Origin of the sequence: Ihubacter sp. rT4E-8 (assembly GCF_049852125.1) — a bacterium.
Classification (GTDB): Bacteria; Bacillota; Clostridia; order Peptostreptococcales; family Anaerovoracaceae; genus Senimuribacter.
In genome coordinates, this window is record NZ_CP187532.1 from 1,725,974 (window position 1) to 1,750,910 (window position 24,937).

13 protein-coding genes are annotated in these 24,937 nt (G+C 46.1%); 3 read left to right on the forward strand and 10 right to left on the reverse strand.

The window, feature by feature from the left end:
* Window position 1: 1 nt before the first annotated feature.
* Window positions 2-7,414: an amino acid adenylation domain-containing protein gene (locus tag ACPW7J_RS08565; protein WP_425754993.1), complete on the reverse strand. Its 7,413-nt coding sequence runs from the start codon at window positions 7,412-7,414 to the stop codon at window positions 2-4.
* Between the two features lie 134 nt (window positions 7,415-7,548).
* Window positions 7,549-9,120: an amidohydrolase gene (locus ACPW7J_RS08570; RefSeq protein ID WP_425754994.1), complete on the reverse strand. Its 1,572-nt coding sequence runs from the start codon at window positions 9,118-9,120 to the stop codon at window positions 7,549-7,551.
* 268 nt (window positions 9,121-9,388) lie between these two features.
* Between ACPW7J_RS08570 and ACPW7J_RS08575 the strand changes: the two genes are divergently transcribed.
* Both ACPW7J_RS08575 and ACPW7J_RS08580 read left to right on the forward strand, forming a co-directional pair.
* Window positions 9,389-10,078, forward strand: a complete 690-nt coding sequence (locus tag ACPW7J_RS08575) for a hypothetical protein (RefSeq protein WP_425754995.1) — start codon at window positions 9,389-9,391, stop codon at window positions 10,076-10,078.
* Window positions 10,079-10,263: 185 nt separating this feature from the next.
* Window positions 10,264-11,175, forward strand: coding sequence for a metallophosphoesterase (locus ACPW7J_RS08580; RefSeq protein WP_425757516.1), 912 nt, complete (start codon window positions 10,264-10,266; stop codon window positions 11,173-11,175).
* Between the two features lie 467 nt (window positions 11,176-11,642).
* Here the strand turns inward: ACPW7J_RS08580 and ACPW7J_RS08585 are convergent, their stop codons facing one another.
* The 6 genes from ACPW7J_RS08585 to ACPW7J_RS08610 form a co-directional block, all read right to left on the reverse strand.
* Window positions 11,643-12,920, reverse strand: coding sequence for an amidohydrolase (locus tag ACPW7J_RS08585; protein WP_161874831.1), 1,278 nt, complete (start codon window positions 12,918-12,920; stop codon window positions 11,643-11,645).
* A 16-nt stretch (window positions 12,921-12,936) separates the two neighbouring features.
* Window positions 12,937-14,376, reverse strand: a complete 1,440-nt coding sequence (locus ACPW7J_RS08590) for a PLP-dependent aminotransferase family protein (RefSeq protein ID WP_425754996.1) — start codon at window positions 14,374-14,376, stop codon at window positions 12,937-12,939.
* Window positions 14,377-14,510: 134 nt separating this feature from the next.
* Window positions 14,511-15,770 carry an MFS transporter gene (locus ACPW7J_RS08595; protein WP_161874829.1) on the reverse strand — a complete coding sequence of 420 codons (1,260 nt, stop codon included), beginning with the start codon at window positions 15,768-15,770 and terminating at the stop codon, window positions 14,511-14,513.
* Between the two features lie 137 nt (window positions 15,771-15,907).
* Window positions 15,908-16,810: a DMT family transporter gene (locus ACPW7J_RS08600; RefSeq protein WP_161874828.1), complete on the reverse strand. Its 903-nt coding sequence runs from the start codon at window positions 16,808-16,810 to the stop codon at window positions 15,908-15,910.
* Window positions 16,811-16,853: 43 nt separating this feature from the next.
* A complete protein-coding gene (gene holA / locus ACPW7J_RS08605) occupies window positions 16,854-17,900 on the reverse strand; it encodes a DNA polymerase III subunit delta (protein ID WP_161874827.1) in 1,047 nt (348 codons plus the stop codon).
* A gap of 73 nt (window positions 17,901-17,973) precedes the next feature.
* Complete coding sequence (locus ACPW7J_RS08610) at window positions 17,974-20,178, reverse strand: DNA internalization-related competence protein ComEC/Rec2 (RefSeq protein ID WP_425754997.1); 2,205 nt, start codon at window positions 20,176-20,178, stop codon at window positions 17,974-17,976.
* 191 nt (window positions 20,179-20,369) lie between these two features.
* Between ACPW7J_RS08610 and ACPW7J_RS08615 the strand changes: the two genes are divergently transcribed.
* A complete protein-coding gene (locus ACPW7J_RS08615) occupies window positions 20,370-23,327 on the forward strand; it encodes a transglycosylase domain-containing protein (RefSeq protein WP_425754998.1) in 2,958 nt (985 codons plus the stop codon).
* A 68-nt stretch (window positions 23,328-23,395) separates the two neighbouring features.
* Here ACPW7J_RS08615 and rpe read toward each other — a convergent pair whose 3' ends face one another.
* Both rpe and rsgA read right to left on the reverse strand, forming a co-directional pair.
* Window positions 23,396-24,055 carry a ribulose-phosphate 3-epimerase gene (gene rpe, locus ACPW7J_RS08620; RefSeq protein ID WP_425754999.1) on the reverse strand — a complete coding sequence of 220 codons (660 nt, stop codon included), beginning with the start codon at window positions 24,053-24,055 and terminating at the stop codon, window positions 23,396-23,398.
* Window positions 24,056-24,069: 14 nt separating this feature from the next.
* Window positions 24,070-24,936: a ribosome small subunit-dependent GTPase A gene (gene rsgA / locus ACPW7J_RS08625; RefSeq protein ID WP_161874823.1), complete on the reverse strand. Its 867-nt coding sequence runs from the start codon at window positions 24,934-24,936 to the stop codon at window positions 24,070-24,072.
* Window position 24,937: the final 1 nt, after the last annotated feature.

A 24,937-nucleotide genomic window follows, 5' to 3' on the forward strand; every position in this document is an offset into this window, starting at 1 on the left:
GCTACATCTCCCCCTTTATAAAGTCTTTCAGAATTATTTCCGGCGATGGGATTGCAAAGACAAACTCCATCCTCTGCATAGCCTCCAGCGTTTTCTCGCAGGTAACTCGAATTCTCGGCGCGTCATAACGTAGCTGATACCAATAATCTACCGCAGCTGCCGCGCCCTCCGCTTTCCCGTTGCTGACTGCAGAGAAAAGACGAGCTGAAAAAGCTTCATCATTTAATTGCTCCAATTTCACGCCTAAAGACGCTGTAATCTCTCCCACAGTAGGCGGGTTCGGATGCATAATGTGATATGTCCTTCCTTCCGCTTCACATAAATTGAGAATTGCTTTTGCGGCAAAATCAACCGGTGTAATATCTGTCTGTATATTGACAATTCTCTCCGGTACGGCTCCAACAGACGCGAAGGATCGCATTAAAAGCCAAAACGCATTGGTCTCCGGATTTCTTTGAAATACGCCGTCATCGCTGCGTCCTACCAGTCTTCCCAATCGGAAAATCTTCCCAGCTAAGCCTTTATCAAATGCCTCTCGTACAGATTTCTCTGCCAGAAACTTACTCTTTACATACACATTGTTTTCCCAAATCTGTCCGATATCAAAGTCTTCTTCTGTATAGACAACTTCTCGATCCGCGTCCTGCCGCAATCGGTTTCCACTGACGCTGCATGTCGACATATGGTAAAAGGCGGCGTCAGCTTCCCACGCCAGCGTCAACAGGTTTTCTGTACCCTCTACGTTGGTTCGCATAAAATCTGTTCTGTCGCTGGCGTAGTGACGTACGTCAGCGCCGCTGTGATAAATCTGCCCCACCTGTTTTTTTAAGTAGCCGTAATATTCATCGCACAAACCAAGACCAGATTTTGTAAAATCTCCGTCAAAAACTTCCAGACTCTTTTGATGATTTTCTGTATAACCCTGCCCGAAATACCAATCCAAAGCCTCCTGCTGCCGCTTCAGTCCTCCTCTGGTCAGACAGATGATATGCTTTCCTTTATCCAATAGTTCTTTAATCAAATGCGCTCCCAGAAAACCTGTTCCTCCGGTAACCAGTATCATCCTGCTGTTCTCCGCCGTCTCATTTTCAGAACTAGCGGAAAACCCCAGAAGGGCTGCCTGCTCTCTGGCTGTAGGATGTTGATAAAACTGTGCCAGTGACAATTCTCTGTTGTGATTAAAATATCCGCTGAGCACTGTTAAAGCGTCTAAGGATGTACCGCCCTGCTCAAAGAAGGATATATCCGCATCCAATTCCGTCCTGGTCAATACCTGTTTCCATAGATGCAATACAAAATCTACGCCTTCCTCAGAAGACGGCGTCATTTCTGTATCATCTTCATGCAGGCTTTCAAGCTCAGCCACAACTCTTTCAGGCAGAATCTCAGTCATCACACATTCCGCCTGGAATTCTGTATGAAGCGCAACCATCTCCATAGCCTGTTTTTTTAACTGCTGCAGATCAATCTTACTGCTCGGCGTCAAAGGAATTCTGCCCATCGCTACGACTCTGGACGGTATCATATATGCCGGAAGCTTCTGTTTCAGGAAATCCAAAATTCTTTCTTCTGCCGCGCTCTGCCTGCCTTCCGGCTCATAAAATGACCACAGCTCCATAGCACCTTCATCTTTTCTAACGGCTATCGTCGCAGCCTGACGCGCCCCGCCGGATTCCAAAATCAATCCTGTAATCTCATCCAGCTCTACTCTCTGTCCGTTGAGCTTTACCTGCGCGTCACTGCGGCCCAGAAAATCATAAGATCCGTCCAGCCGTAAACGACCTATATCTCCACTCTTATACATGCGTTCGCCGGGAAAATACACATCAGAGATAAATGCCGCCTCTGTCAAATCGTCTCTGCTGATATATCCTCTGGCCAGACATTCACCTGCCATATACAATTCGCCGCACGCTGTCGGCATCACAGGCCTGCGTTCTTCATCCAGAACATAAATCCGATTGTTATGCAACGGCCGTCCAATCGTAATATGATCGCCCGGTTTCACATCGATCATCGTCATATATACAGTAGCCTCTGTCGGCCCGTACATATTAACACTGATCGCGTCTGTGACCTGATGAAGCGACTGCAAAAGCTGCGGCGTCAAAACCTCGCCTCCCAGCAGGACCAGCTTCAATCGGGCTGCGCCGCGGCAAAAAGCCTCATTACCCAAACACATCTGCAGTCTGGCCGGCGTCACCTGAAAAATCTCCACTTTATACGTATCGATCAGCTCTGCCAATTTCCACGGCAGCATCATTTCTTCCTCATCGGCCATGATAATTTCCTTTCCCATTGCCAATGGAAATAGACTTTCTCCAATAAAGCTGTCAAACACCACATTGGTAGTACAAAGAATCGGTCCTGCAGCTCTTTCGAGCAGTTCACGAATACTGACGAACAAACTGGACACAGCGCGGTGCTTCAGCATAACTCCCTTTGGTCTGCCTGTCGAACCAGAGGTAAACATAACGTTAACCAAATCCTCTCCGCTGACGTTAACCGCGGAAAAATTATCCTCATTTATAGCATTCGTCGACGTTCCTACTTCCGCCGTCACCAGACGACACGGCAAATCCTCCGGCAGAAGCCCCTTTGACGCTTGATCACAGAACGAAACGTCCACCCCCGCCGTTTCCATCATGTAGGACAGCCTTGCCTGCGGATAAGTTGGTAGCATAGGCACATAAGCACATCCCAATTTCAAAATGGCAAGCATCGCCGCAATCAAATCAGGAGATCGTTTACAGATTACGCCTATACACATACCTGCCTCTGCGCCTGCAGCGCTCAACAGCCGCGCAATCTCATCAGATCTGCGATCCAACTGAAAACGAGTAACGGTTTCTCCATGGAAGACGATAGCGGTTTCTTCCGGTCCGATCAGCGCCTGCTGTTTTATAAAGTGCTGAACGGGAAGATTAATGAATGGTGTTGCCGCGTAGTTAGGCTCTGCCACATATTTCTGAAAATCCACCGGAGCAAGAAGCTGCACCTGCTTTGGATTTTGTTTCAAATTCCGCAAAAATTCTTTCACAATCTGCTGCAGGCAGCGTCCGTAAAAATCAATCGTTTCTGGCAGAAACAAGCTTCGGGCGTAACCGATATGGAAGCTGTACCGCCCTTCCATCCTGCGCAGTTCGCATGTCAAATCCATTTTCACCGTGTCCGCCGCTACCGGTACATACTCCATCGGCATATCGCCTAACACAAACACGCTCTCATCTACCGGACTCTGGGAAAACATTACCTGGTACAAGGCGTTTTTCTCACCGCGCGGCAATTCTAAGGCAGAAATCAGGTTTTCCAGGGAAATATCCTGCCAATCCAAAACCGCGTTAACACGATCCTGCAATTCCTTCAGATATTCTGAGACTGTATTCGCCGCGTAACGTATCCGTACTGGCAATGTATTGATAAAGGGTCCGCAAATCTGTGCCGTCGCGTCTCCCTTCCTCCCTGCCAGCGGCATGCCGAGAAGAAAATCTGATTTTCCCGTCAGACGGGCAAGCAATAGAGAAAACACACCTAAAAACAGAACATACGGGGTGATCCCCTGTTCTCTACAAAATTCATCACATCTTAGGCTCAGCTCTCTATCCAGATATACGTCTTCTTCCCCACCGGCAAAATCAAAATCGTGAGGCCTTGAAAAGTCACACGGTAATTCCAGCGGCTCTGGCAATGGATAAAGATAATCGAGCCAGTCCTGCAAAAGTTCTTCCTTCTCTTTTTGATCCTGACGCCGTTCAAACTGTTCCTTTGACCACAAATAGTCCATATAGTCTAAAGCTGCCGAAACGGATCTGCCGCAATACAGATCGTTCAACCGTCGCAGCAATACAGCTGTGCTGAGACCGTCGCCGATGATGTGGTGACTGTCAAGAAGCAAAACATCTCTGTTATTCTCATCCTTCCACAGTCCGGCTCGCAAAAGCGGCGCTTTTGACAGGTCAAACGGTCTGACAAAATTTTTCATCGCCTGTCCTACCGTTTTTCCGTTTACCGTTTCCAGCATAAAATCGAAAGCCCTGTCGTCGATATACATATACACGCCATCCTGCTTCTGACAGAAGCAGGTTTGCAGCAGACGATCGCCGGCGATCAGATCATGAAATGCTGATTCCAGCCTGTGACGTTCAATCCTGCAGGATAGTCTGAAAGCGCCCGGCATATTATACGCCCTGCCATCAACGTCTAAATAGGATTGAACATAGATACCCTGCTGCATGGCAGATAACGGCCACCGTTCCTGCTGTGGAGATTTTTGCACTGTAAATATTGCTTTCTGTCTCTCTGTCGGCAGTTCCTCTGCATCAATTTCCTTGTCCAACAAGCCGGCTAAACGCGCCGCGCTTCTGCATGCATATAAATCAGCCACTCTCACTCTGATGCCCGTCAATTCTTCCAGTCTGGTCAGCGTTTCCATAGCATTGAGCGAATTCCCCCCAAAGGTGAAATAATCGTCGCCCAAGCCCATCTCTGATTTTTCCAGAACCTTTCGGAATACACCTAAGATCAGGTTTGCGGTTTCTCCCCCCTCTGCCTGATTATACTGCTCGCCGCTCCACTGCGGCTCCGGCAAATTAGCCTCCTCTATCTTACCGTTGACATTGATCGGCATTCTGTCGAGATGAACTGTCTTAACAGGAATCATATATCTTGGCAGGTATGTAGCCGCAAAGGACAGCAAATCTGCCTCTTTGCTTTTTTCTCCTGTATAATATGCAACAATTAGCGGTTCTCCGCAAACCATCCACACTTTAGCTGCCGCCTGTATGATTCCCGGATACGACGCAATACACGCAGCAATTTCATCTAATTCAATTCTCTGCCCGCGAATCTTTATCTGTCGGTCCATTCTGCCGGCCAGTAAGATTTCTCCATCTTCTGTCCAACAGGCAATATCTCCTGTATCGTAGATTCTCTCTCCGTTTTCAAACGGACTGTCAAAATAGCTTTTCGCAGTCAAATCCTCCTGTCCCCGGTAGCCTTTGCCCACGCAGCAACCGCCTACAAATAGCTTGCCATATATGCCTGCCGGAAGCGGATTCATTCCCTGATCCAACACATAAAGCCTGCAATTATCCATAGGTCCGCCCGCCGTAATACGCTCGGCATGGGATAATTCCTTCATACTGACTGCTACTGTAGTTTCTGAAGGGCCGTACTGATTATAGATTCTGGCTGGGGTCAGTTTTTTCAATTCTTTTAACAAATTAGCAGGAAAAGGCTCTCCTCCGCAAAGTACAGTCTCCAATCTACTTACAGCTTTGCGAAATTCAGGGTTCTTCAACATGGCTGTAAGTCTGGATGGTGAAATAGACAGAAAACCGGCGGCATATCCCGTAATCAGAGCCGCCGCCGCTTTCGGTGACTCCTGTTCTTCTGCCGTAGCTGTAATAATCGTCTTTCCGCACATCAAAGCTGACGCACTTTCCAGCAAGTACGCGTCAAAACCGGTGCTGCACATAGAAAGTACCGCGCCTTTTCCATAAACCGGTTCCATGGCCTGTGCCAGATTCACCAGACTCTTTTGCGTAATTTCTACACCTTTTGGCGTACCGGTACTGCCAGAGGTATATACTACGTACGCCAGATCATTTTCTTTTACGCTTACCGTAATATCTCTGTATTCCTCTGCTTCTATATCCTCATAAAGGATCACCGGGCGCTTCAGTTCATCCAGATGGAATTTCTGAAACAGATGACGGTCGGTCAGCAAAATTTTTGCGCCGCTCTGCTCCACAATGGTCCTACGTCTTCCCTCCGGCAAATCTAAAGGCAGTAAAAGAAAAGCATTTCCGGCCTTCATAGTACCTGCCATACAAGCCAGAAGCGAAAAGCTTCGCGGAAGGAGGATAGCCGCAAGCGCCGGCGTTGTTCCCGCTTTTGCAATCTGTCCTGCCGCAACCCTGGCAGCCATTTCCATCAAATACTGATACGTATACCTCTGTCCGCGGTCAATGACGGCCACTCTCTGCGGAAAAGTCTCTGCCTGCAGTTGTATTTGCTGAAAAGCTGTTTCCGCACGCAAAGGCCGATCCGTTCTGTTAAATGTATAAAGTACCCGTTCCTTTTCTTCCATGGAGATAATAGGCAGCTCACAGATCGGCTTATCGGGCTCAGATAACGCTGCATGCATAATCGTACAGATCATTTCATGAAAACGAATAATTTCTTCTTCAGCAAAGAATTGAACAAGATAATCGTAATCTATAGAATACTGTTTGTTATCGAACAGATTGGTCATGTGAATACAGAGCTGTTCTGCCTGATAGCCGCTATAGTGCCACCTTCCGGAAACATTTACAGAGGCCTCTGTGCTTTCTGCAGCCTGACCATCCTGATAGGACAGCATGATATGAAACAAGCGTCCCTCCTCTCCCCGTATAGAATTATGAAGGCTTTCAATATGGGAGTAAGGATATCGCTGATGCCGAAGTAATTCCAGCCAATTATCTATCAGGGCTTCATTGAATTGATTAAAGCTCCATTCAGCGTCTATGGTATTAAAAAACGGCAAGGTCGTAACGAACATGCCTGTACAGCGCTTAAACGCGTAGTTAGTCCGGTTGATGATGGGTACACCGACAGTAAAACGATCGGCGCCGCCAATTCTTTTAAAATAAATGGCCATAGCCATATAGTAAACGGAAAAAGGCGCTATTCTCTTTTTTTGACAAAAGGTAGAAATTTCATGATTCAAAATCTGAGGCAGCTTTACGCTGTACCGGCATCCCACCGGACTGACTGCAGCGCTGCTGACAGACTTCAGAACAGACGGTTCGCCTGACTGTTCCAGCATAGTCTTCCAGTATTGCTGATCCCTCAGATATGCTTTCGATGTCAAATATTCCTGTTCTTCTTCGACATGCAGTCGGTAATCGGTCATAAGCTCCTGCTCAGGCATCTTCTCTGCCAAAAGATTAAGATAGTTTCTGGTAATCCGATTACAGAGCAGGATCTGGGAATAGCCATCAGAAATAATGTGATGCGTTTTAACTAAGACACCGCCGGAGTTTTCCCCCAAACGGAAGCAGAAAAAACGATAAAGCGGGCCGTCAGTAACAGGGATCATTTCCCGTACCATGGCCTGTTCCCAGCTATCGAAATTCTCACTGCTGGTATAAGACAAATCATACAGCGGGAATTCCTCATCCTGATAATCAGCATGATACTGCTGAGGATTCCCGTCCTCAGTGATCACAATTCTCGTGCGCAAAGACGAATCCGCGCGCAAAACCTGTTGAATACTGCTCTGCAAAAGCACAGGATCAATCCTTCCTTCAATCCGGATTGTCGCGCTGATATTATTTGCCGGCGTTCCCGCCAGAGACGTCTCCAAATTCCAGATATTCTTCTGACTTAAGGACAACGGAAAATAGTCTTGCTGCTGCACATGATTCATGAATACTTTGCCTCTTTATGCTTCTTCCCGAAAGAAATATGTATATTTCAATTATACATGACGGTCACACAAAGTGCAATGAAAACAGACAAAAGATGACAATTTTCATCGCCATCTTTTCCGCAAAACCTTCTTTAAATCCTCCGATAGGTCACCTTCCCGCCTGTCATGGTCAAAAGTACTCTTGCTTTTGAAATTTCCTCCGCGGGAATTTCAAACAGATTTCTGTCAAGCACGGTCAGATCCGCATATTTACCGACGGAAATCGTGCCCCGCACGCCTTCGTTGAACCCTGCATACGCCCCTTCATAGGTAAACGTCCACAAAGCTTCCTCTAAGGTCAGTGCGTATTCCGGATACCAGGTCTTTCCGGAAACCGGATCCTTACGGGTTACCGCATATTGCAGGTTCGGCAGAATATCAAATTTCTCCACCGGGCAGTCAGATCCTGCGCACTGGTGCACGCCCAGCTCAGCAAACCTTCGCCAGTTATAGCTGGTAGCCTCCAGTTCTTCCCCTACGCAGTCTTCTACGATATGCATATCATAGCGAACAAAAACCGGCTGAATATATGCCAGCAAATTCAGTTTCTGAAACCAATCCTGCTGCTTTTCGCTCATGATCTGGCAATGGACAATCCCGTGGCGCAGATTCGCCTTTGGATTCTCATAATGCGCCCTGCGCAGCGCATTCAGCGTCTGTTCCAGCGCGCCGTCGCCGATGCAGTGAATCGCCATCTGCATTCCGTGATCCTGCGCCATAGATATCATCTCCTGCAGCTCATCATCGGTATAATTCAGCACGCCGCAGGTTTCCGGCGCGTTGCGGTACGGCGCAAGCATGGCCGCCGTATGGGCGCCGAGAGATCCGTCTGTAATAATCTTCAGCGGTCCAATTCTGAAAAAACCGTAATTATCGCCGGTTCTGTGCCCTGCTGCCAAAAATTGTTTCAGCTCCGGCAGGGTTTCCAGATTGCACTGTTCATAAATCCGCACATCCAGCTTTCTTGCTTCGGAAAGCTCCCTATATGCCTGCAGAATCAGCTTCCCGCAGGTACCCGGCAGCACCGTAAAATCATCGGTATGAACTTCCGTAATACCGGCTCTTGCGGCAGCACGCGCCGCATCCTGAATCAGTTCCTTCAATTCATCTAAATCCGGCAGCGGCTCCGCCTCGGAAATGGCGTTTTGCGCCTGTTCTCTGACGATGCCGTCCGGACAGCTTTCCAAAAGTCCCGAAAGCGCCAGCGCTCTGGTATTGCAAACGGAAATATGCAGGCAAGCTCTCTGAAACACGACAGGCACATCTTCTGAGATCGTATCTAAATTCTCCCTGGTAGGCATGGTTTTTTCTATCCAGTCGTCCTGGTTGAAGCCTCCTGCCAGAAGCCATCCGCCCTTCTCGCTGATTTCAGAAACCCTGCCGCGGCAAAGCTCCATCGCTTCCGACAGCGATTTAGTCTCTGACAGATCGATGGTTCGCCGTACCATAGCATCATAAATAAAATGCAGATGGCTGTCGATGAACCCCGGCACCATAAGGCGGCCGGCAAGATCAATCCGCTCCGTACTACTGCTTGCCAGCGCGAGAATCTCCTCGTCACTTCCCAGCGCTGCAATCACGCCGTTTTTCACAGCTGCAGCGCTGCACACAGGATATGCCTGATCCTGGGTATAAATCGTTCCGTTATAGAAAATGGTATCCATAAATTGTATTCTCCTATTCTCACTGCACTAATCGTCTGTGTTCATTATACCATAAATGCTGAGTTCTGTCTTCGCTTTTAGAACGACAAACGTACAAAAGGCTTGAAAGCGCCGTGTAGTATAGTTTATCATTGATTGTATCAGAAATTTTGCCACACAACAATTTCTGATTTTTCCTGCTTTCCCGTATCTTCTTGCAGCGAAAAAGCTTTTACAGTATACTATTACTAAGATTTCATCACAGTACAAATCAGGAGGGTTTCCATATATGGATTTTTATACAGCTTTCAAAAAAGCAAGACGGCGCATCTATTGCACGGTAATACTCAGCATCCTTACCTGCGTTTATCTCCTAAACGCTATTTTGTATGTCAGACAGGGCGGGATAATTCTGTTCCTCCCTGCGCTCTGTCTTGGCGCAGCCGATTTTCTGCTTATCAAAAAACACCGCGCTCGCGCAATCGTATCTTCCATACGTCCCAATCCGGAAGACGTACAAGCTGCATTTGATAAATACGCGCGCCGCACCGTCAACTGGCTTTTGATTGTCTTTCTAAGAGTATTCGCCATGGCGCTGACCATTATTACCCTAAGTGTCAATTCTAAAGCAGACGAATTACTGGAATTTTTCCTTGGCAATCTATTTACGCTAGAGATTGTAATCTTTTTCTTTGCAAAAAATCTGCTAATCGTAGCCTGGCTGAATAAAAACTATACTCCGGAATACTACGGCAAATTTATGAAAACCATCCAGCGAGTCTTCATCATTTCGCTGATTTACTGGATTTTAGCAAGTCTGCTGTACTATTTGTTTGAAAAAATCTTTGTTTTAAATATTTCCTTCTTTGTAATAGGCTTGTTCCTGCTCGCCGTCATTGTCTACAATTTTACCAAAATCAACGCCTTTACCTATTCCAAAAAAGGCACAATCGAGTTGTCATCGCGGCAATTCTGCTGATTACAGTCACTGCCGGCGGATATGCTTATCTTGCGCGTGATATTTGGCTGACCCAGCCTTACATCAACGCAGTTCCTCATCTCTATGACGGAAAAAGTGAAATTACCTATGCTGAAGATTCCGGCATCTTTACGATTACAAAGCAGACCGACGATTTCAAAATTCTGCAGCTGACGGATATCCATCTGGGCGGCGGCGTCCTTTCCTATGAGAAAGATTTAAAAGCGCTGAAAGCTGTATACAAGCTTTTAGAATACACCAAGCCGGATCTGGTCCTTGTCACAGGAGACCTTGTCTATCCTGTAGGGATTTCTTCCTTTTCTTTTAACAATACCGCTCCCGTGCAGCAGTTTGCCGCCTTTATGCGAAATACCGGCATTCCCTGGGCTTTTACTTATGGGAATCACGACACGGAAAGCTATGCGGCGACCTCAGCTGATGATCTCAACACGCTATACAAATCATTGTCCTGGCATACCAGCAGAACGCTACTCTATCCTTATGTGCAACCTGCGATCACCGGCAGAAACAATCAGCTGATTGAACTTAGGAACCAAGACGGATCTCTGAATCAGGCGCTCTTCCTCATCGACTCCAACGCCTATACTGGTAAAGGCCTGAACAAATACGACTATATTCATGACGATCAGGTTGCATGGTACAAGGAGCATGTCCTGCGGCTCAACAAAGAAGAAAATAGAACCGTTTCTTCCCTGGTATTTTTCCATATTCCACTGCAGCAGTACAAAACCGCTTACGAGCTCTACGAGCAGGGCAGCGATGAAGTTCAGTATCATTTTGGTGCAAACGATGAAAACTTTATGGGCAAAGTCTGCTGTTCCGAATATCCAAGCGCCATGTTCGATACAGCAAAAGAGCTGGGAAGCACGCAGGGATTTTTCTGCGGTCACGACCACTATAACAACATGTCCCTATCGTATCAGGGAATTCGTCTCACCTACGGTATGAGCATCGATTATCTTGCCATGCCGGGGATTGCCCGCGATACCAAGCAACGAGGCGCAACCCTGATTACCGTCCATGATGACAGTAAGGTCGACATCAAGCAGGTGCCCCTCTCAGAAATTGATCCGTGATCGTTTCTCCTTCGCGAGTCGCCTTGAAATAGTCGAAGTTGTGCAGATTGGTCCAATTAAAGACCTTTTGCACAGCTTTGTCTCCGTACTACATCTTGAAGTTGTGCAAATTAAGCGGAGATCACATCAAATTGCACAACTTCACATCTAATTAACTCTTGAAGGTTGTGCAAATCATTCGAATTAATAGTTACCTGCACAACTCTACCGCTGAAAAGATTCTTAAATTGTGCAAATCAAGCTAATTCCATTCCAATTGCACAACTTTACATCTAATCAACGCTTGAAAGTTGTGCAAAGTCATTCAAATTAACGGTACTTGCACAACTTTGCCACTCCAGAAAACCTAAAGGTTGTGCAAATCAAGCGAATCTGGCTTCAACTGCACAACTTCTGCCCCATATGAAACAAAAACGAAAAGCAGCGTCAGGCATTACATCTGACGCTGCTTTTTCGCTCCAACGCAATTACATATTCAGTTCTTCTACTGCATGTACCAGCATCTCGATGGCGGCCGGGATGGAATCTTCATCCAGGTCAAACTCTGCACTGTGCAGGGTCTGCGTTGTATCGCAGCCAATTCCTACATAAGTAGCAATACCGCCGTTATCCTGTACTTTATTGATCATAACAGAAGCATCATCGGTTCCGCCTACGTTACCTTCAAAGTAAATTTTTTCAAACCAAGGCACTTTCTTTGCGGCTCTTTCGATGACTTCCATCATGGCGTCGCTGCTCTGCGCCGCCGGAATTTCACCGAAGTCTTCATAAGTGTATTCCATATCGTATGCCTTTGCAGCGCCATCCAGAATATCGAACACTCTCTTACGAGCATATGCGGCGATGGTTCTGGTCTGCCCTCTGTATTCAATACTCATAAACGCATTCGGTGCGATGGTGTTTACCACGACCCCCGCATTGAGGATCCCAACATTGACTCTGCAAAGCCCTTCTTCATGAGGTGCAATCGCGTGCAGGTTCAACGCCGCTGTGCAGGCTGCCAAAAGCGCGTTCTTTCCATTTTGGGAAGCGCCGCACGGATGTGCAGCTGTACCATGGAAGGTAACATCAATCTGATCATCACTCAGGAAATCCTTACAGCCGCAGGCAATGGTATTAGATGGCAAAGGCCAGCCTTCTGCGGTCAACGCCATGTGAACAGAGATAAAGTTCATTGCGTCGTCCAGATGTCCTTTGTCTACGATAGACTGGGCGCCGTTATAACGTTCCTCAGCCGGCTGGAAGATAATACGCATCTTACCTTTCAGCTGATCCTTTCTCTGCATCATCTCATAAGCAAGTCCGATGCCAATGGCCGTGTGTGCATCGTGACCGCAGGCATGCACACAATCCTTGTTGCAGGAGATATAGCCTTCATCAAAAGGACGGAATCCCTCTTTCTGCGGTTCCTCGTACGGCAGACAGTCGATGTCAAAACGGAACGCCGTGACCGGACCTTCTTTGCCTGTATCCAGTTCCGCGATGACGCCCGGATAGCCTTCTGTTCTCTCTACATATTCCGGTTTCGCGCCCTGCGCAATCGCGCGCTTCATCTCCGCCTTTTTATCTTCGTCCGACAGCATTTCAAAACCAACAGTATCTACATTGATTACATCGGTTCCCATCAGGCACTTATAGCCCATTTCCTCCAGAATTTCGGCAATTCTGGCGCTGGTTCTGATTTCTCTCCAGCCGATTTCCGGGTAATGATGAAATTCTCTTCTGTACTCTACAAATTGATTCATGTTTTCTCTCCTTTTCTCATACTCTTTTGCATATATCTAAAACCTGCCCTAAAAGCGCGACACCTTGGCAGATCTGATCATCTGTCACGTTAGAAAAACTCAATCTAATATGGCCTTTCCGATTGCGGTTATCCATATAAAAGATACTGCCCGGCATGACCAGCACGCCTTTTTCCTCCGCCCGCTTATATACTTCCTTTTCACTGATATCGTCTGCCAAAGTGCACCAGAGCAGCAATCCCCCTTTGGGTCTCTGATAGGTAATGCCTTTATCTGCAATCTTGTCCAATTCCGTGCAAAGCAAGTTCAACTTATCTCCGTAAATCTGTTGCATCAGCCGCACATGTTTTTCAAAAGCGCCCGACTCCATATATTCATTGAGAAAGTATTGCCCGATGCCGCTGATCACCGTCTCATCTGCGCTGAGAGCGTAACCCATCATATCGATTAAATCAGGCGGCGCTACAGCGTAACCGATTTTCATCATATAAGGAAACACCAGCGTAAAAGAATAGATATAGATCACCATTTTATTGGCATCCAATGCGTAAAGACTGGGCAGACGATATTCCTCATAGGAAAAATCCGTCTGGTAATCTTCTTCTATCACCGGTACATTATATGTGTTTGCAATGCGCAACAAAGTCTGCCGCTTGGCAAAGGACATGGTAATACCCGTCGGGTTATGATAGTTAGGCTGCGTGTAGATGAATTTCGGTTTATGCTCCCGGATCGCGTCTTCCAGCAAGTCCATTTTCATGCCGTCCTGTTCCATAGGTACCGTTACAACCTTAATGCCATGATTATAAAAAATGCTGAAATTATCAGGCACCATCGGCTCCTCCGCCACAATGCACTCCCCTTCTCGCAGATACATCATCATCAGATAGCTGAGAATCTGATTCGTCTCCACAAAGATTTGCACATTCTTCGGCGTGACGTAATTGCAGATGTTGTCTTTGAGCCGTTCTGTCTCCTGCTGAAAGCCCTTCATGCTGGCAATCTGATTGCTGTCAAAAATGCGCGAAACCACATGTTCCATACCCGTCACCGGATCCAGCTTGCGGTCCATAATTAGTCCGCCAAAGGAAATCGCCTTATCGGGTTCCGACCGCCAGTAAATATCATTAAACCGCTTTTCGGCCCGCTTAAATTCAAAGCGGAACGCCTTTTCCAGCGGAAAAAAGCGTTTGCCAAAATCCTGTGTCTCCTGCGGCGCCTTGACAAAGTAACCCTTGGGCTTTTGTCTGGATACTACGCAGAGTTCTTTGGTAATGAGCACATCGTACGCTTTGATGACCGTATTTCTGTGCACGCCGATTTCCTGTGCCAAACGCCGTTCAGCAGGCAGCTTATAACCAGTCGGCAGTTCCTCGCTTAAAATCTTCTTCTCGATTTCTCCGGCAATCTGCCGGTAAACCGGAATACTGCTTTCCTTGTCAATCCTGAGTTTCACCTTGTCACATCCTCATTCGCGCATAGATTTTCTTCTTTACACAAAAGGCTTTTCACGCGAGTTTCTGCGCAAAAAGCCTTTCTCCATTCGTCGTTTCTATTATTTTATGCTTATGCGCCGAATTATGCAAGTGGTTATGCGTTTTTGGCTTTCAGTTTTTTTACATATCTGTCCCAAACAGTCAGCATAATAATGCCGACAATCATAATCACTACGATTGCTATGAACAGATAGCGATAACCGCCTTCTCCGAAGGTATCCAAAATCTTACCGGAGCAGAATGGAACGATTACTTCCGGCAAATAACCCAGTGTACACACTAAACCGATGGCAGTACCAGCTACTCTGATAGGAACGCCGCCTTCGTCCATCATAGAAAATACCATGCTGTAACCACCGTACATACCTGCGTAAATCATGATGCAGAGCACGATGAATACGGTAGAGCTCATGTTGCCCATCACTACCATCAGGAGCGTACCCAGAGCCATCATAGAGAAGGTTACGTACATAACCTTCGATCTGCCCAGCTTATCAGCAATGATGCCGCCACCAAAGGAAGCAATCGGTCTAACGTACTGCGCTGCGATGGTAACGAACGCGCCTGCTGTTGCAGCCATGCCGAATCTGGAAGTCGCATACGGTGTAAAGTAATAGAACGCGATGTTCATTACATAAGTGCAGCAAAGGATTGCAGACAGAATCCATACAGCCGGCATCTTGATGACCTCTTTTACCTGCGCGACGCTGATCTTATCCTGCTTGTCCTCAATCTTTGCAGTTGTGTCTGGTTTCTGTTCTTTCATAATGAAGAATAACAGAACGCCCAATCCAATAGCGATTGCGGAATAGTATGTAATTACGCCATTCAGTCCACCCAAATCACCGGCTTTTTTGCTGAAGTAGCCAAAGATAGAAACGATACAGATACCGTCGATAGCATATACGATGCCTCTGCCACCGTCCATAAATCCGTAAGCCTTACTTTGTTCGTTTTCGCTTGCAATTTCACGAAGGCTCTTCAAAAGAGACGGCCAGAATGCAAACAAAGAAGTGAAGCCCCACAGCGCGTAAATCGCAAGGAGCATGATATAGCTTGGATTCATCAAATGTAAAAGTCCGCCAAGTCCGGTCAAAATCAAAGATACGGACATCAGCTTTCTGGTAGATACCATATCGGCAACCACGCCTCCGAACAGATAGGAAATCATACCAAAGATACCGAACATAGAGCCGAAAGAACCCATCTGGGTGTTTGTTAAATGATATGTTTCCAGATAAGCATCATAAAAGTACGATCTGAAATATGGAAGACCGTAAATCATCGCGCCTGCGATGGTAATGATGACCAGGTGGAACATATGCTTTTTCAGTTTTGAAGTTTCACCACTCATTTTTCTTTCTCCTTTAATTTTTTGAATAAATTTATAATATCTTTTTTAATCATACGAAAATTCATTCCCAAGATAAAGTACCAAAAAAATAAAAAAACGGTTTTGGACTAGTCCAAAACCGATCATCCATTCACATACTATTCTTCTGATTCAGAATCCCCTTCTTCCTTTTTTCCAAAGTCGATTTCCGTAACAAACAACGCAGCAGTCATAATCACGGCTCCCAGGTATGATTTTGCGGTGAGCACTTCCCCGGCAAAGAAAAAGGCCACGATCGCCGCAAATACCGGTTCTAAAGTAAATATAACACCTACATGAGCCGCTGAAGTATACTGCTGCGCGATAGCCTGAACGATAAAAGCCAGCCCTGTACAAAACAATGAAAGAAAGATAACGCTACCCCAAATGCCTGGTGTTGACGGCAAATGCGGCGTCTCAAAAATCAATGAAAGCGCCAGCATAAATGCGCCGGTAACGCCTAATTGAAATACGCCTAACTGAAACGCGTCTACTTCTTCATGCGACACTGCCTTTTCCGTAAAAATTAAATCCACCGCATAAGCTACCGCTCCTATAATACAAAGGATATCCCCTTTCAAATTGCTCATGTTAACAGAAAAGTCATCCTTCAAAGTCAGCAGCATAATACCAATTAAGCTCATGGTTACAGCAAGAACAATTTTCTTTTGCGGCATCTTTCGAAACAGAATCATCTCTAAAATTGGCACAAAGATTACTGTCAAAGCACATAAAAACCCTGAATTGGATAATGCAGTATATTTCACGCCAAAAGTGGCCCCCATATAAACGAACACCAGAGTAAAGCCAATAAGTAAGCTGTATTTTAGCGTTGTCTTATTAACTGTTTTCAGTTTTTTAAACATAAATACAAACGCCACTATAAAAGCGCCCAGAAACCGAAAAGCGTTAAGTGTAAACGGCTCCATATCAGAAAGCGATACATCCATTAGATAATAGGATACGCCCCAGCACAGCGTAACCAATATCAGCATCATATCCGCCTTTAACTGTGTCTTCATAATTCCTCCTACTGATATCTGAAATCCTGATAAATATTCGACTTTATACGCCGGCAATAAATATCTCCAATGCCGTCTGTCCGTCCAAAAGGCCTGTTTTGATCTGTCTGTCCACCTCATAGATAGAAGAAAGAACTTTCTTCAGCTTATCCACTGAAAACTTATTGGCATACGGCAGCATTTTCTTTATCCTGTACTCACTGCCTCCAAGCCTCTTATGCATCTCTTTCAAATCCAAGCTGTCTTCTCTCATCTGTTTTACAGACAGCATCATCTCAAATTGACTGACAATGGCGCCAATTACAGAAAAAACATCGCTGCCGGAATGCAGCATATTATATAAGATGCGATACGCTTTATCCTTCTGCCCGCTGCTAATGCCATCCAACATGTCGAAAACAAACGTTTCCATATCACCGCATACGGCCGCCTCGATATCCTGCCTTGTCACTACATTGCCATCGCAATGAGCAATAACCTTCTGAATATCATTGGCGAAATGAAAAAGTCGATAATCGCTCTCCTTATTGAAATATCCCGTAGCTTCAATAAGTAAACTTAAAGCGGACGCGCCGATCTCTATGCCGGCAGACCGAAAACGTTTTCGCGCAAAGGATGTCAATTCAGCTCGATCGATTTTATCAAAATCGTAACACTGACCGTGCTTTTTCAACGCAGTCGGAACTGCTGCCGAGGTCTTTATCTCCTCAGCGGAAAAAATCAAAATAGTCCCGTCGTTGCTTTCCGCCAGATATTCAGACAACTTCTTTATCTCATCTTTTGTATAACCTCTGGCCGTATCACTGTTCAAGGGCCGAAAATCCTTCACCCACACTACTCTCCGCTCCGAAAACATAGAAAAAGTTTCACTAGCCTCCACAATCTGGCTGCAAGTGACCGATTCTCCGTCCAAAACCTGATAATCCATAGATGCTGCCGCCGGGTTGACATATTTTTTTACTAAGGTCTCCACAGCCCATTTAACCAGATACTGCTCTGTCCCGTAGAACAGCAGCGCTTTGCCTATTTTATCAGATCTCAGGTTTTCAGAAAAAACCTTGAAACTATGTTTTACCGCTTTCTTATACATATCGTATTACATCCGCCTTTTTTCGTTACTTTACTGGCTTTCTTTATCATTCTATCATAAACCCCTAACGGCATCAATCCTTTTCGACGCATATTTGCATCCGTCCAGACTCCATTCTGACGCCTACAGCGCCGTGCAAATCCGTTCTGAAAACCGGAATTCCTTTCTCCTTCAGCTTTGCCAGTATCTTCTCTGACGGATGCCCATAATGATTCCGTCCTACACCGATTACAGCTATGGAAGGCTTTACCGCCTCTAAAAATGCATCGCTGGTGCTATAGGCGCTGCCATGATGCGCCACCTTCAGCACATCACATTTCAGCACATTCGTCCCCTGATATTTTTCCAGTAGCATGGCCTCACCCTCTGTCGAGATATCCCCCGTAATCAATACCGTTACACCATACCAATGGATCTTAAAGATCAAGCTGTTCATATTTTCATCCTCAATCTCTGGATTCTGACAGTCCGGCCACAAAATTTCCACCCAGGCATCCTCATCAGCCCTCAAAACATCTCCACGCTTGCCCTCCGTCACAAGGCGCCTCACCGGATAACAAGCCGACAATTCCACAAGTCCCTGATAGTGATCCATATGCAAATGCGTTGCCGCCGCCAAGTCAACCGAGCCAAACCCATTTTTCAGAAGGTAAGGCTTCAACGTCTTTTTACCTACATCGTACCGCGCAGAACCGCCTCCGTCTATCAAAAGGTTTTTGCCATGCTTCGTTCGCAGATGCACACAATCGCCCTGTCCCACGTCTACGAAAACCACATTTGCCTGATCAAAGGGCGTCACTCCTGCAAAGACCGCTCCGTAGCTAACAAGTGCAATCAAAACGCCGCAGACAGCCAGTTCCATCCAGTTTCTTCGGTGTACAAGAACAAAAAAATACTCTGACGAGCAGAAAAAGCACACGCAATATAGAGATACCACTGTCCAAAAAGGCGGACTGATAATATCAAAAGAAAGAAAGTTGTCAGCACAGAAAAAAGCATTTACCTTAACAATGAAAGCAGTTAATCCATGTAAGACGGACGGCAATACCGGCAAAACTATCCCTGCCACGATCCTCATTAAGAAACCACATATGCCCAGGGGAACAAATAAGGACACCAGCAAGACCACGGGAATATTGCTGAAAAAAACTGTCAATGATATGTAATTGAAGGTATAAGCCATATACGGCATCAATCCCAGCTGTACCGCTAAAACCATTCCAAGAGATGGTCCGAGCACACCTGACAGCTTATGCCCGAAAAAGGCCATGGATGCCACCGCCAGAAAAGACATCTGAAAAGACGCGCCGAAGATCACATAGGGATTCGCGATTATTACAACCAAAGCTGCGCCGGCTAGGGCCGTCAGCAAGTCGTAACGCCTCTGCCAAAGCTCTCCTCCCAGAGCAATCACAATCAGAAGCACAGCCCTTCGCACTGACACAGACCAGCAAGCCGCCGTGCCATAAATACCAAGAGATAAGAGGAATACAAATAGCAGCAGCCTTGATTTTCGTTTTTCCCACAGCCAGCGAAAGAGTCCATAAAGAATGCCAACATGCAGCCCGCTGACAGCCAGCACATGGGCCGTTCCATTCTGTCGAAAGGCTTCATAAGTCTCCTCCTCTAGCTTCCCTGTATCTCCAAAGAGAATGCCGCGGGCAAGAGCCTCAGCTTCCTCCGATAAATACATATCTTTAAAAAAGGCTTCTCTCTGCTGAACGATATACCGCTGAAATCGCATCCATAAAGACATCTGTCGATTCGTCACCTGAAAGTTATCCGGCGTCGCGGTAAAAAATATACCTTTCGATTTCAAATATAAGCTGTAGTTAAAGGTTCTTGGGTTGCTGTTCTCCTGCGGATGTTCTATCTTGGCAAGAAAGTGAATTTCTCTGCCCAGTAAACTGTAAGGATTTTCTATCTCATGGTAGTAGCTGACGAGTATCTTTTCTCCGTCAGAGCGTACAGTCAGCTGATATGCTTTCACATCGTTTTCTTTGACATCCGTGACAACGCCCCTGACAGACACCCTTTGATCCTCCGCACTTCCTGCCGGCAGACCTTGTCCTGCTTTCGCCGTATGGCTGTACATTAAAAAACATCCGAATAAAAAGAACCCCAACAGCAAACAACTGGTGTATCTGTCCAGGCGTAAAAGAACGGCGGCCGCCCCCACCGCGGCAGTGAAAACTATGACTGCCAAAAGGCTACCGTAATAGCTGAGTATGATTGCCGTCATCATAGAAATGACGGAACAAAATAATTTTCGTCTCATGATGATACCTCTGAGACTCTCCGTTACTCTTACATATTATACCATAATCCATTTTTTGGCAATCATTTCTTCGGATTTCCTTACTTTTTCATGGGAAAGTTCGTAAAATGTGGAAATATCCTTTAACTTTTGGGGTGAATTATGATATACTAAAAGCAGTTTATTCTTTATGGAAAGGACTATACTATCAGATGCGAAGCGATAAAAACAAAAATAAAAAGAGGAGCGGAAAGCACGAAGCGGCTAATGCCGCGGCTGTCCAAGCGGACGGTACTGCAGTCCGTAAAAAGAAAAAATATAAACTAAACTGGAAAAGATTTCTTCTGTTTATCATAGGCCTGATGCTCATCGTGGCGGTAGCCGTCGGTATCTACGTCGGCGTCATCATCTCACAGGCGCCGAAAATCAACACCGATGAGATCTACAACATTCTGGAGCAGAGCACCGTCGTCTATGATGACGACGGCAAAGAAATCGATACAGTCTTTGCTGAGGCAAACAGAAGCAATGTTGAATATAAGGACTTACCGGAAAATCTGGTTAACGCCTTCATCGCTTTGGAGGACAAGACGTTCTGGGATCACCACGGTTTTAACTTCATCAGAATTCTAGGCGCGATCAAGGATTCGTTTACTTCCGGTTCTATCAGCGGAACCAGTACGATCACACAGCAATTGGCTCGAAATCTATTTTTGAAGGATTCCATGTATGACCGAACCATGAAGCGAAAGATCATAGAAGCTTACTATACCGTAATCATAGAAAAGAATCTGAGCAAGGAAGAAATCATCACGGCTTATTTAAATACCATCTATCTGGGATACCAGAGCTATGGCGTACAGGCCGCTGCACAATCCTACTTTTCGAGAGATGTCAATGATCTCACCCTTGCGCAATGCGCGGCGCTGGCTGCAATTCCACAGTCTCCTACCGCCAACCAGCTGGTAGAACTTGTCAACAGCGACGATGTGTCAAAAAAAGACAAGAACATCCTCAAAAAAACATCAGCTGGTACTTATCTGGCAAACGACGTGTCAAAGGACCGGCGGGAACTCTGTCTTGATCTGATGCTGGAACAGAATCTGATCTCTCAGAAGCAGCATGACAAAGCGTATAAACGTTCTTTGAAGAAAATGCTGAAGCCGAATTACAACAATACCTCCGGCGTATCCACCTACTTTGAAGACTATGTTATCGATCAGGTTATTGAAGATCTGATGGAGGCTAACGAATGGGATTACGATACTGCATGGGAAAAAGTATACCAGGGCGGTTTACGGATCTACTCTACTCTCGACTCCCAAGCGCAGGAGGTCGTTGAAACAGAATTTGACAACGACGCCAACTATCCTGGCATTATTCCTCGCTACGATGGCAACGGCAACATTGTCACCAAATATGGTCAGGTTTCATTATATGCCTACAGCAATTACTTTGACAGCGAAGGCAACTTCACCTTCCAGAGCGGCGAATGCGTCAAACGCAAGGACGGCGGATTGGTCATTCGAGCAGGAAAGCGACTGAACATTTATGACACGCAGGTTAACGGCGAAACGGATTACAGCATCGAGTTCAAAAACCTGTATACCAATGAAAACGGAACGATTTATGCAATTTCCGGCGGATTTATCAATATTCCGCAGCAATATAAAACAAAGAACAAAAAAGGCAACATCATCGTCTCTGCTGATTTTTTCAATAATGAGGATTACGAAGACTATTTTAAATTCAACGACGACGGTACAGTAACCATTACACCAAAAGCATATACACTGAATCAGAAGGTTATTCAACCGCAGTCAGCTATGACGATCGTAGAAAACTCTACCGGACACATCAAAGCTATGGTAGGAGGCAGAAAGACTTCCGGACGACGTCTGCATAACCGCTGTATCAATCCGCGTCAGCCAGGTTCTTCTATCAAGCCGCTGGGCGTTTACTCCGCGGCCCTTCAGCAAAGCGCTGAAGAAGCTGCTTCCGGACAGAAAAGACATGAATTCAAGGACTTTAAAATTGATGAGCAAGGCGCTGACCTCTGGGGTAAGTTTATGACGCCGTCCTCTATCGTCATCGATGAGAAAACTACGATAAACGGTAAAGTATGGCCGCAAAACTCTGGCGGCGGATATTCCGGTCCGCAGACCATGCGAAGCGCCATGGTAGCCTCAATCAATACCTGCGCAGTAAAAATTCTGTTACAGGTAGGAGAACAGTATTCTGCCAATAACATTAAAAAATTCGGTATTACCACCCTGGAAACGGAAGGCGGCGCAAACGATCTGAATCCGGCAGCGCTGGCGCTGGGCGGTATGACTAACGGCGTTACACCGTTAGATATGGCCAGTGCGTATACCGTGTTCCCAAATAACGGAACGCGCAGAGAAACAACTTCTTATACAAAAGTATTGGACAGCAAAGGTGAAGTCCTGCTGGATAAGACTAAGACAAAAAAACACCGTGTGTTAGATGCAGGCGTTGCATGGATTATGGCTGATATGTTAAAATCTGTTGTTACAAGCGGTACAGGCGGCGGCGCAGCGATTTCCGGCGTACAGGTAGGAGGAAAAACCGGTACAACGGATGATGAATTTGATATCTGGTTCGACGGCTTTACGCCGAACTACAGCGCGTCCCTCTGGATTGGCAACGACCAGAACTTCCAACTGACCAGTATGAGTTCCTACGCTGCCAGCCTATGGGGACGAATCATGAATCAGATTGACGGCGCTAAACAGGGCTCCTATAAGTCTATGCCGTCCAATGTTATCAGCAGCGGCGGAGACTATTGTATCTCCGGCACGCAGGGCGGTCACAAGAATATTAAGAAACTGGTTAAAAAAGTGACGATCTGTACTGAAACAGGCTATCTGGCAACACCAGATTGTCCGCACAAGAAAACGTACGAATTTGCTACCTACGGCGAAGACGCGAAGCATATGCCGAAATATTACTGTAATATACACAATCTGGATCCTGAAAAATATCCGATTGATCCTGACGAAACGTATATCCCATACGAACCGATCAAACCAGAAGATCCTGATGATCCGGAAGATCCTGATAAGCCGGATAAACCAGACAAACCGGACAAACCGGACAATCCTGATAAACCGGATGAGCCCGATAACCCCGTAGAACCAGCTGCATGATAAAAGGAGGATGCTGCATTAGTCTATATCTAATGCAGCATCCTCCATTTCTTTTTTCTTGTTAAAATCTATATCCGCGTGATAAGTCTTTTAAAATCACCGACTCTTTGCTGCAGATCCTGCGCCTTGAATACCGCAGAACCAGCTACTAAAATATCACAGCCTGCTAAACAAATCTCATCCGCGTTATCCAGTGTGACACCACCGTCGATCTCAATAACATAGCTATATCCATTTTCTTCGCGAAGCGTCCTTAGCTGAGAAACCTTCTCCAAAGCCTGCGGAATAAACCTTTGACCTCCAAATCCCGGATTCACAGACATGACGAGAACTAAATCCAACTGCCCCAGCACACACTCTAAGCTGGATACCGGCGTAGCCGGGTTCAAAGCAACGCCGCATTTTACGCCAAGGGCTTTTATATTCTGCAGTGTTCTGTGCAGATGCGGGCATGCTTCCTGATGAACTACAATAAATTCTGTCTTTTCTGTAACGAAATCACTTATGTACTGATCCGGATTTTCAATCATCAAATGGACATCATACGGACTGGTTTCCCATGTGTCTAAGGACTTCATGACACTGGCCCCAAAGCTAATATTCGGTACAAAATGCCCGTCCATGACATCTACATGAATATAATCGCAGCCAGCTTTGCTTACAGCTGTTACCTGCTCGCCTAACCTTGCAAAGTCTGCCGATAAGATCGAAGGCGCTAATTTTCCCATAACACGATTCTCCTTTAATATCTCTTTCTATTCTTCAGTTCTTCCATATTATCCAGATAGGATTGATATCTTACACTGCTGATCTCTCCTGCTTCTACCGCCATTCTGACAGCACAATCCGGTTCCTTAACATGGCGGCAATTATCAAAACGGCACTGCCCTTTTCTCACTGCCAATTCAGGATAGAAGTCGGCCAAATCATCTTCCTCTGCCTCTAAAATATCAAATGATGTAAATCCCGGCGTGTCAAAGATCAAGCCGCCGCCTTCTGCCTGGAAAATTTCCACATGTCTCGTAGTATGTTTTCCTCTGGCTGTTTTCTTGCTTACATTACCAGTTTCCATATTTGCGTGAGGAATAATCCTATTAGTAATCGTAGACTTACCCACGCCTGATGGTCCGGCAAAAGCTGCGCGCCTTCCCATCATTAAGCGTTGCAGCTGTTCAATGCCCTGGCCTGTCTTTCCACTGACACAGACCACAGGATAAATTCCATCATAAATTCTCTCAATAGCATCTAGTTCTTCCTTCGTGACCAAATCGCACTTATTGACACACAGAATGGCATCCATATTCTTTTGCTCCGCCATAACCAAAAATTTGTCAATAATGCTAAAATTCGGCTTAGGCTTTGCTGCAGCCAATACTACAATAAAGCAGTCTACATTTGCAATCGGCGGCCGAATGAATTGGTTTCTCCTCGGTCTTATGGAGTTAATTACCCCATCGCCATCCGGCAAAACTTCTATATCCACATTGTCGCCTACCATCAAGGTTACGCCATCCTTCTTGAAAATACCTCTTCCTCGCGTCTGATAGACGCCATCGGCGGTCTTCACATAGTAAAAACCGCCGATACCCTTTACAATCAAGCCTTCCATA

Excerpts from the sequence above, each read along its gene's own strand:
- ACPW7J_RS08600 (WP_161874828.1), bottom strand. The coding sequence starts at position 16,810 with ATGAAGACACAGTTAAAGGCGGATATGATGCTGATATTGGTTACGCTG.
- ACPW7J_RS08595 (WP_161874829.1), bottom strand. The coding sequence starts at position 15,770 with ATGAGTGGTGAAACTTCAAAACTGAAAAAGCATATGTTCCACCTGGTC.
- rsgA (WP_161874823.1), bottom strand. The coding sequence starts at position 24,936 with ATGGAAGGCTTGATTGTAAAGGGTATCGGCGGTTTTTACTATGTGAAG.
- ACPW7J_RS08565 (WP_425754993.1), bottom strand. The coding sequence starts at position 7,414 with ATGAATCATGTGCAGCAGCAAGACTATTTTCCGTTGTCCTTAAGTCAG.
- ACPW7J_RS08585 (WP_161874831.1), bottom strand. The coding sequence starts at position 12,920 with ATGAATCAATTTGTAGAGTACAGAAGAGAATTTCATCATTACCCGGAA.
- ACPW7J_RS08575 (WP_425754995.1), top strand. The coding sequence starts at position 9,389 with ATGGATTTTTATACAGCTTTCAAAAAAGCAAGACGGCGCATCTATTGC.
- ACPW7J_RS08570 (WP_425754994.1), bottom strand. The coding sequence starts at position 9,120 with ATGGATACCATTTTCTATAACGGAACGATTTATACCCAGGATCAGGCA.
- holA (WP_161874827.1), bottom strand. The coding sequence starts at position 17,900 with ATGTATAAGAAAGCGGTAAAACATAGTTTCAAGGTTTTTTCTGAAAAC.
- ACPW7J_RS08615 (WP_425754998.1), top strand. The coding sequence starts at position 20,370 with ATGCGAAGCGATAAAAACAAAAATAAAAAGAGGAGCGGAAAGCACGAA.
- ACPW7J_RS08610 (WP_425754997.1), bottom strand. The coding sequence starts at position 20,178 with ATGAGACGAAAATTATTTTGTTCCGTCATTTCTATGATGACGGCAATC.
- rpe (WP_425754999.1), bottom strand. The coding sequence starts at position 24,055 with ATGGGAAAATTAGCGCCTTCGATCTTATCGGCAGACTTTGCAAGGTTA.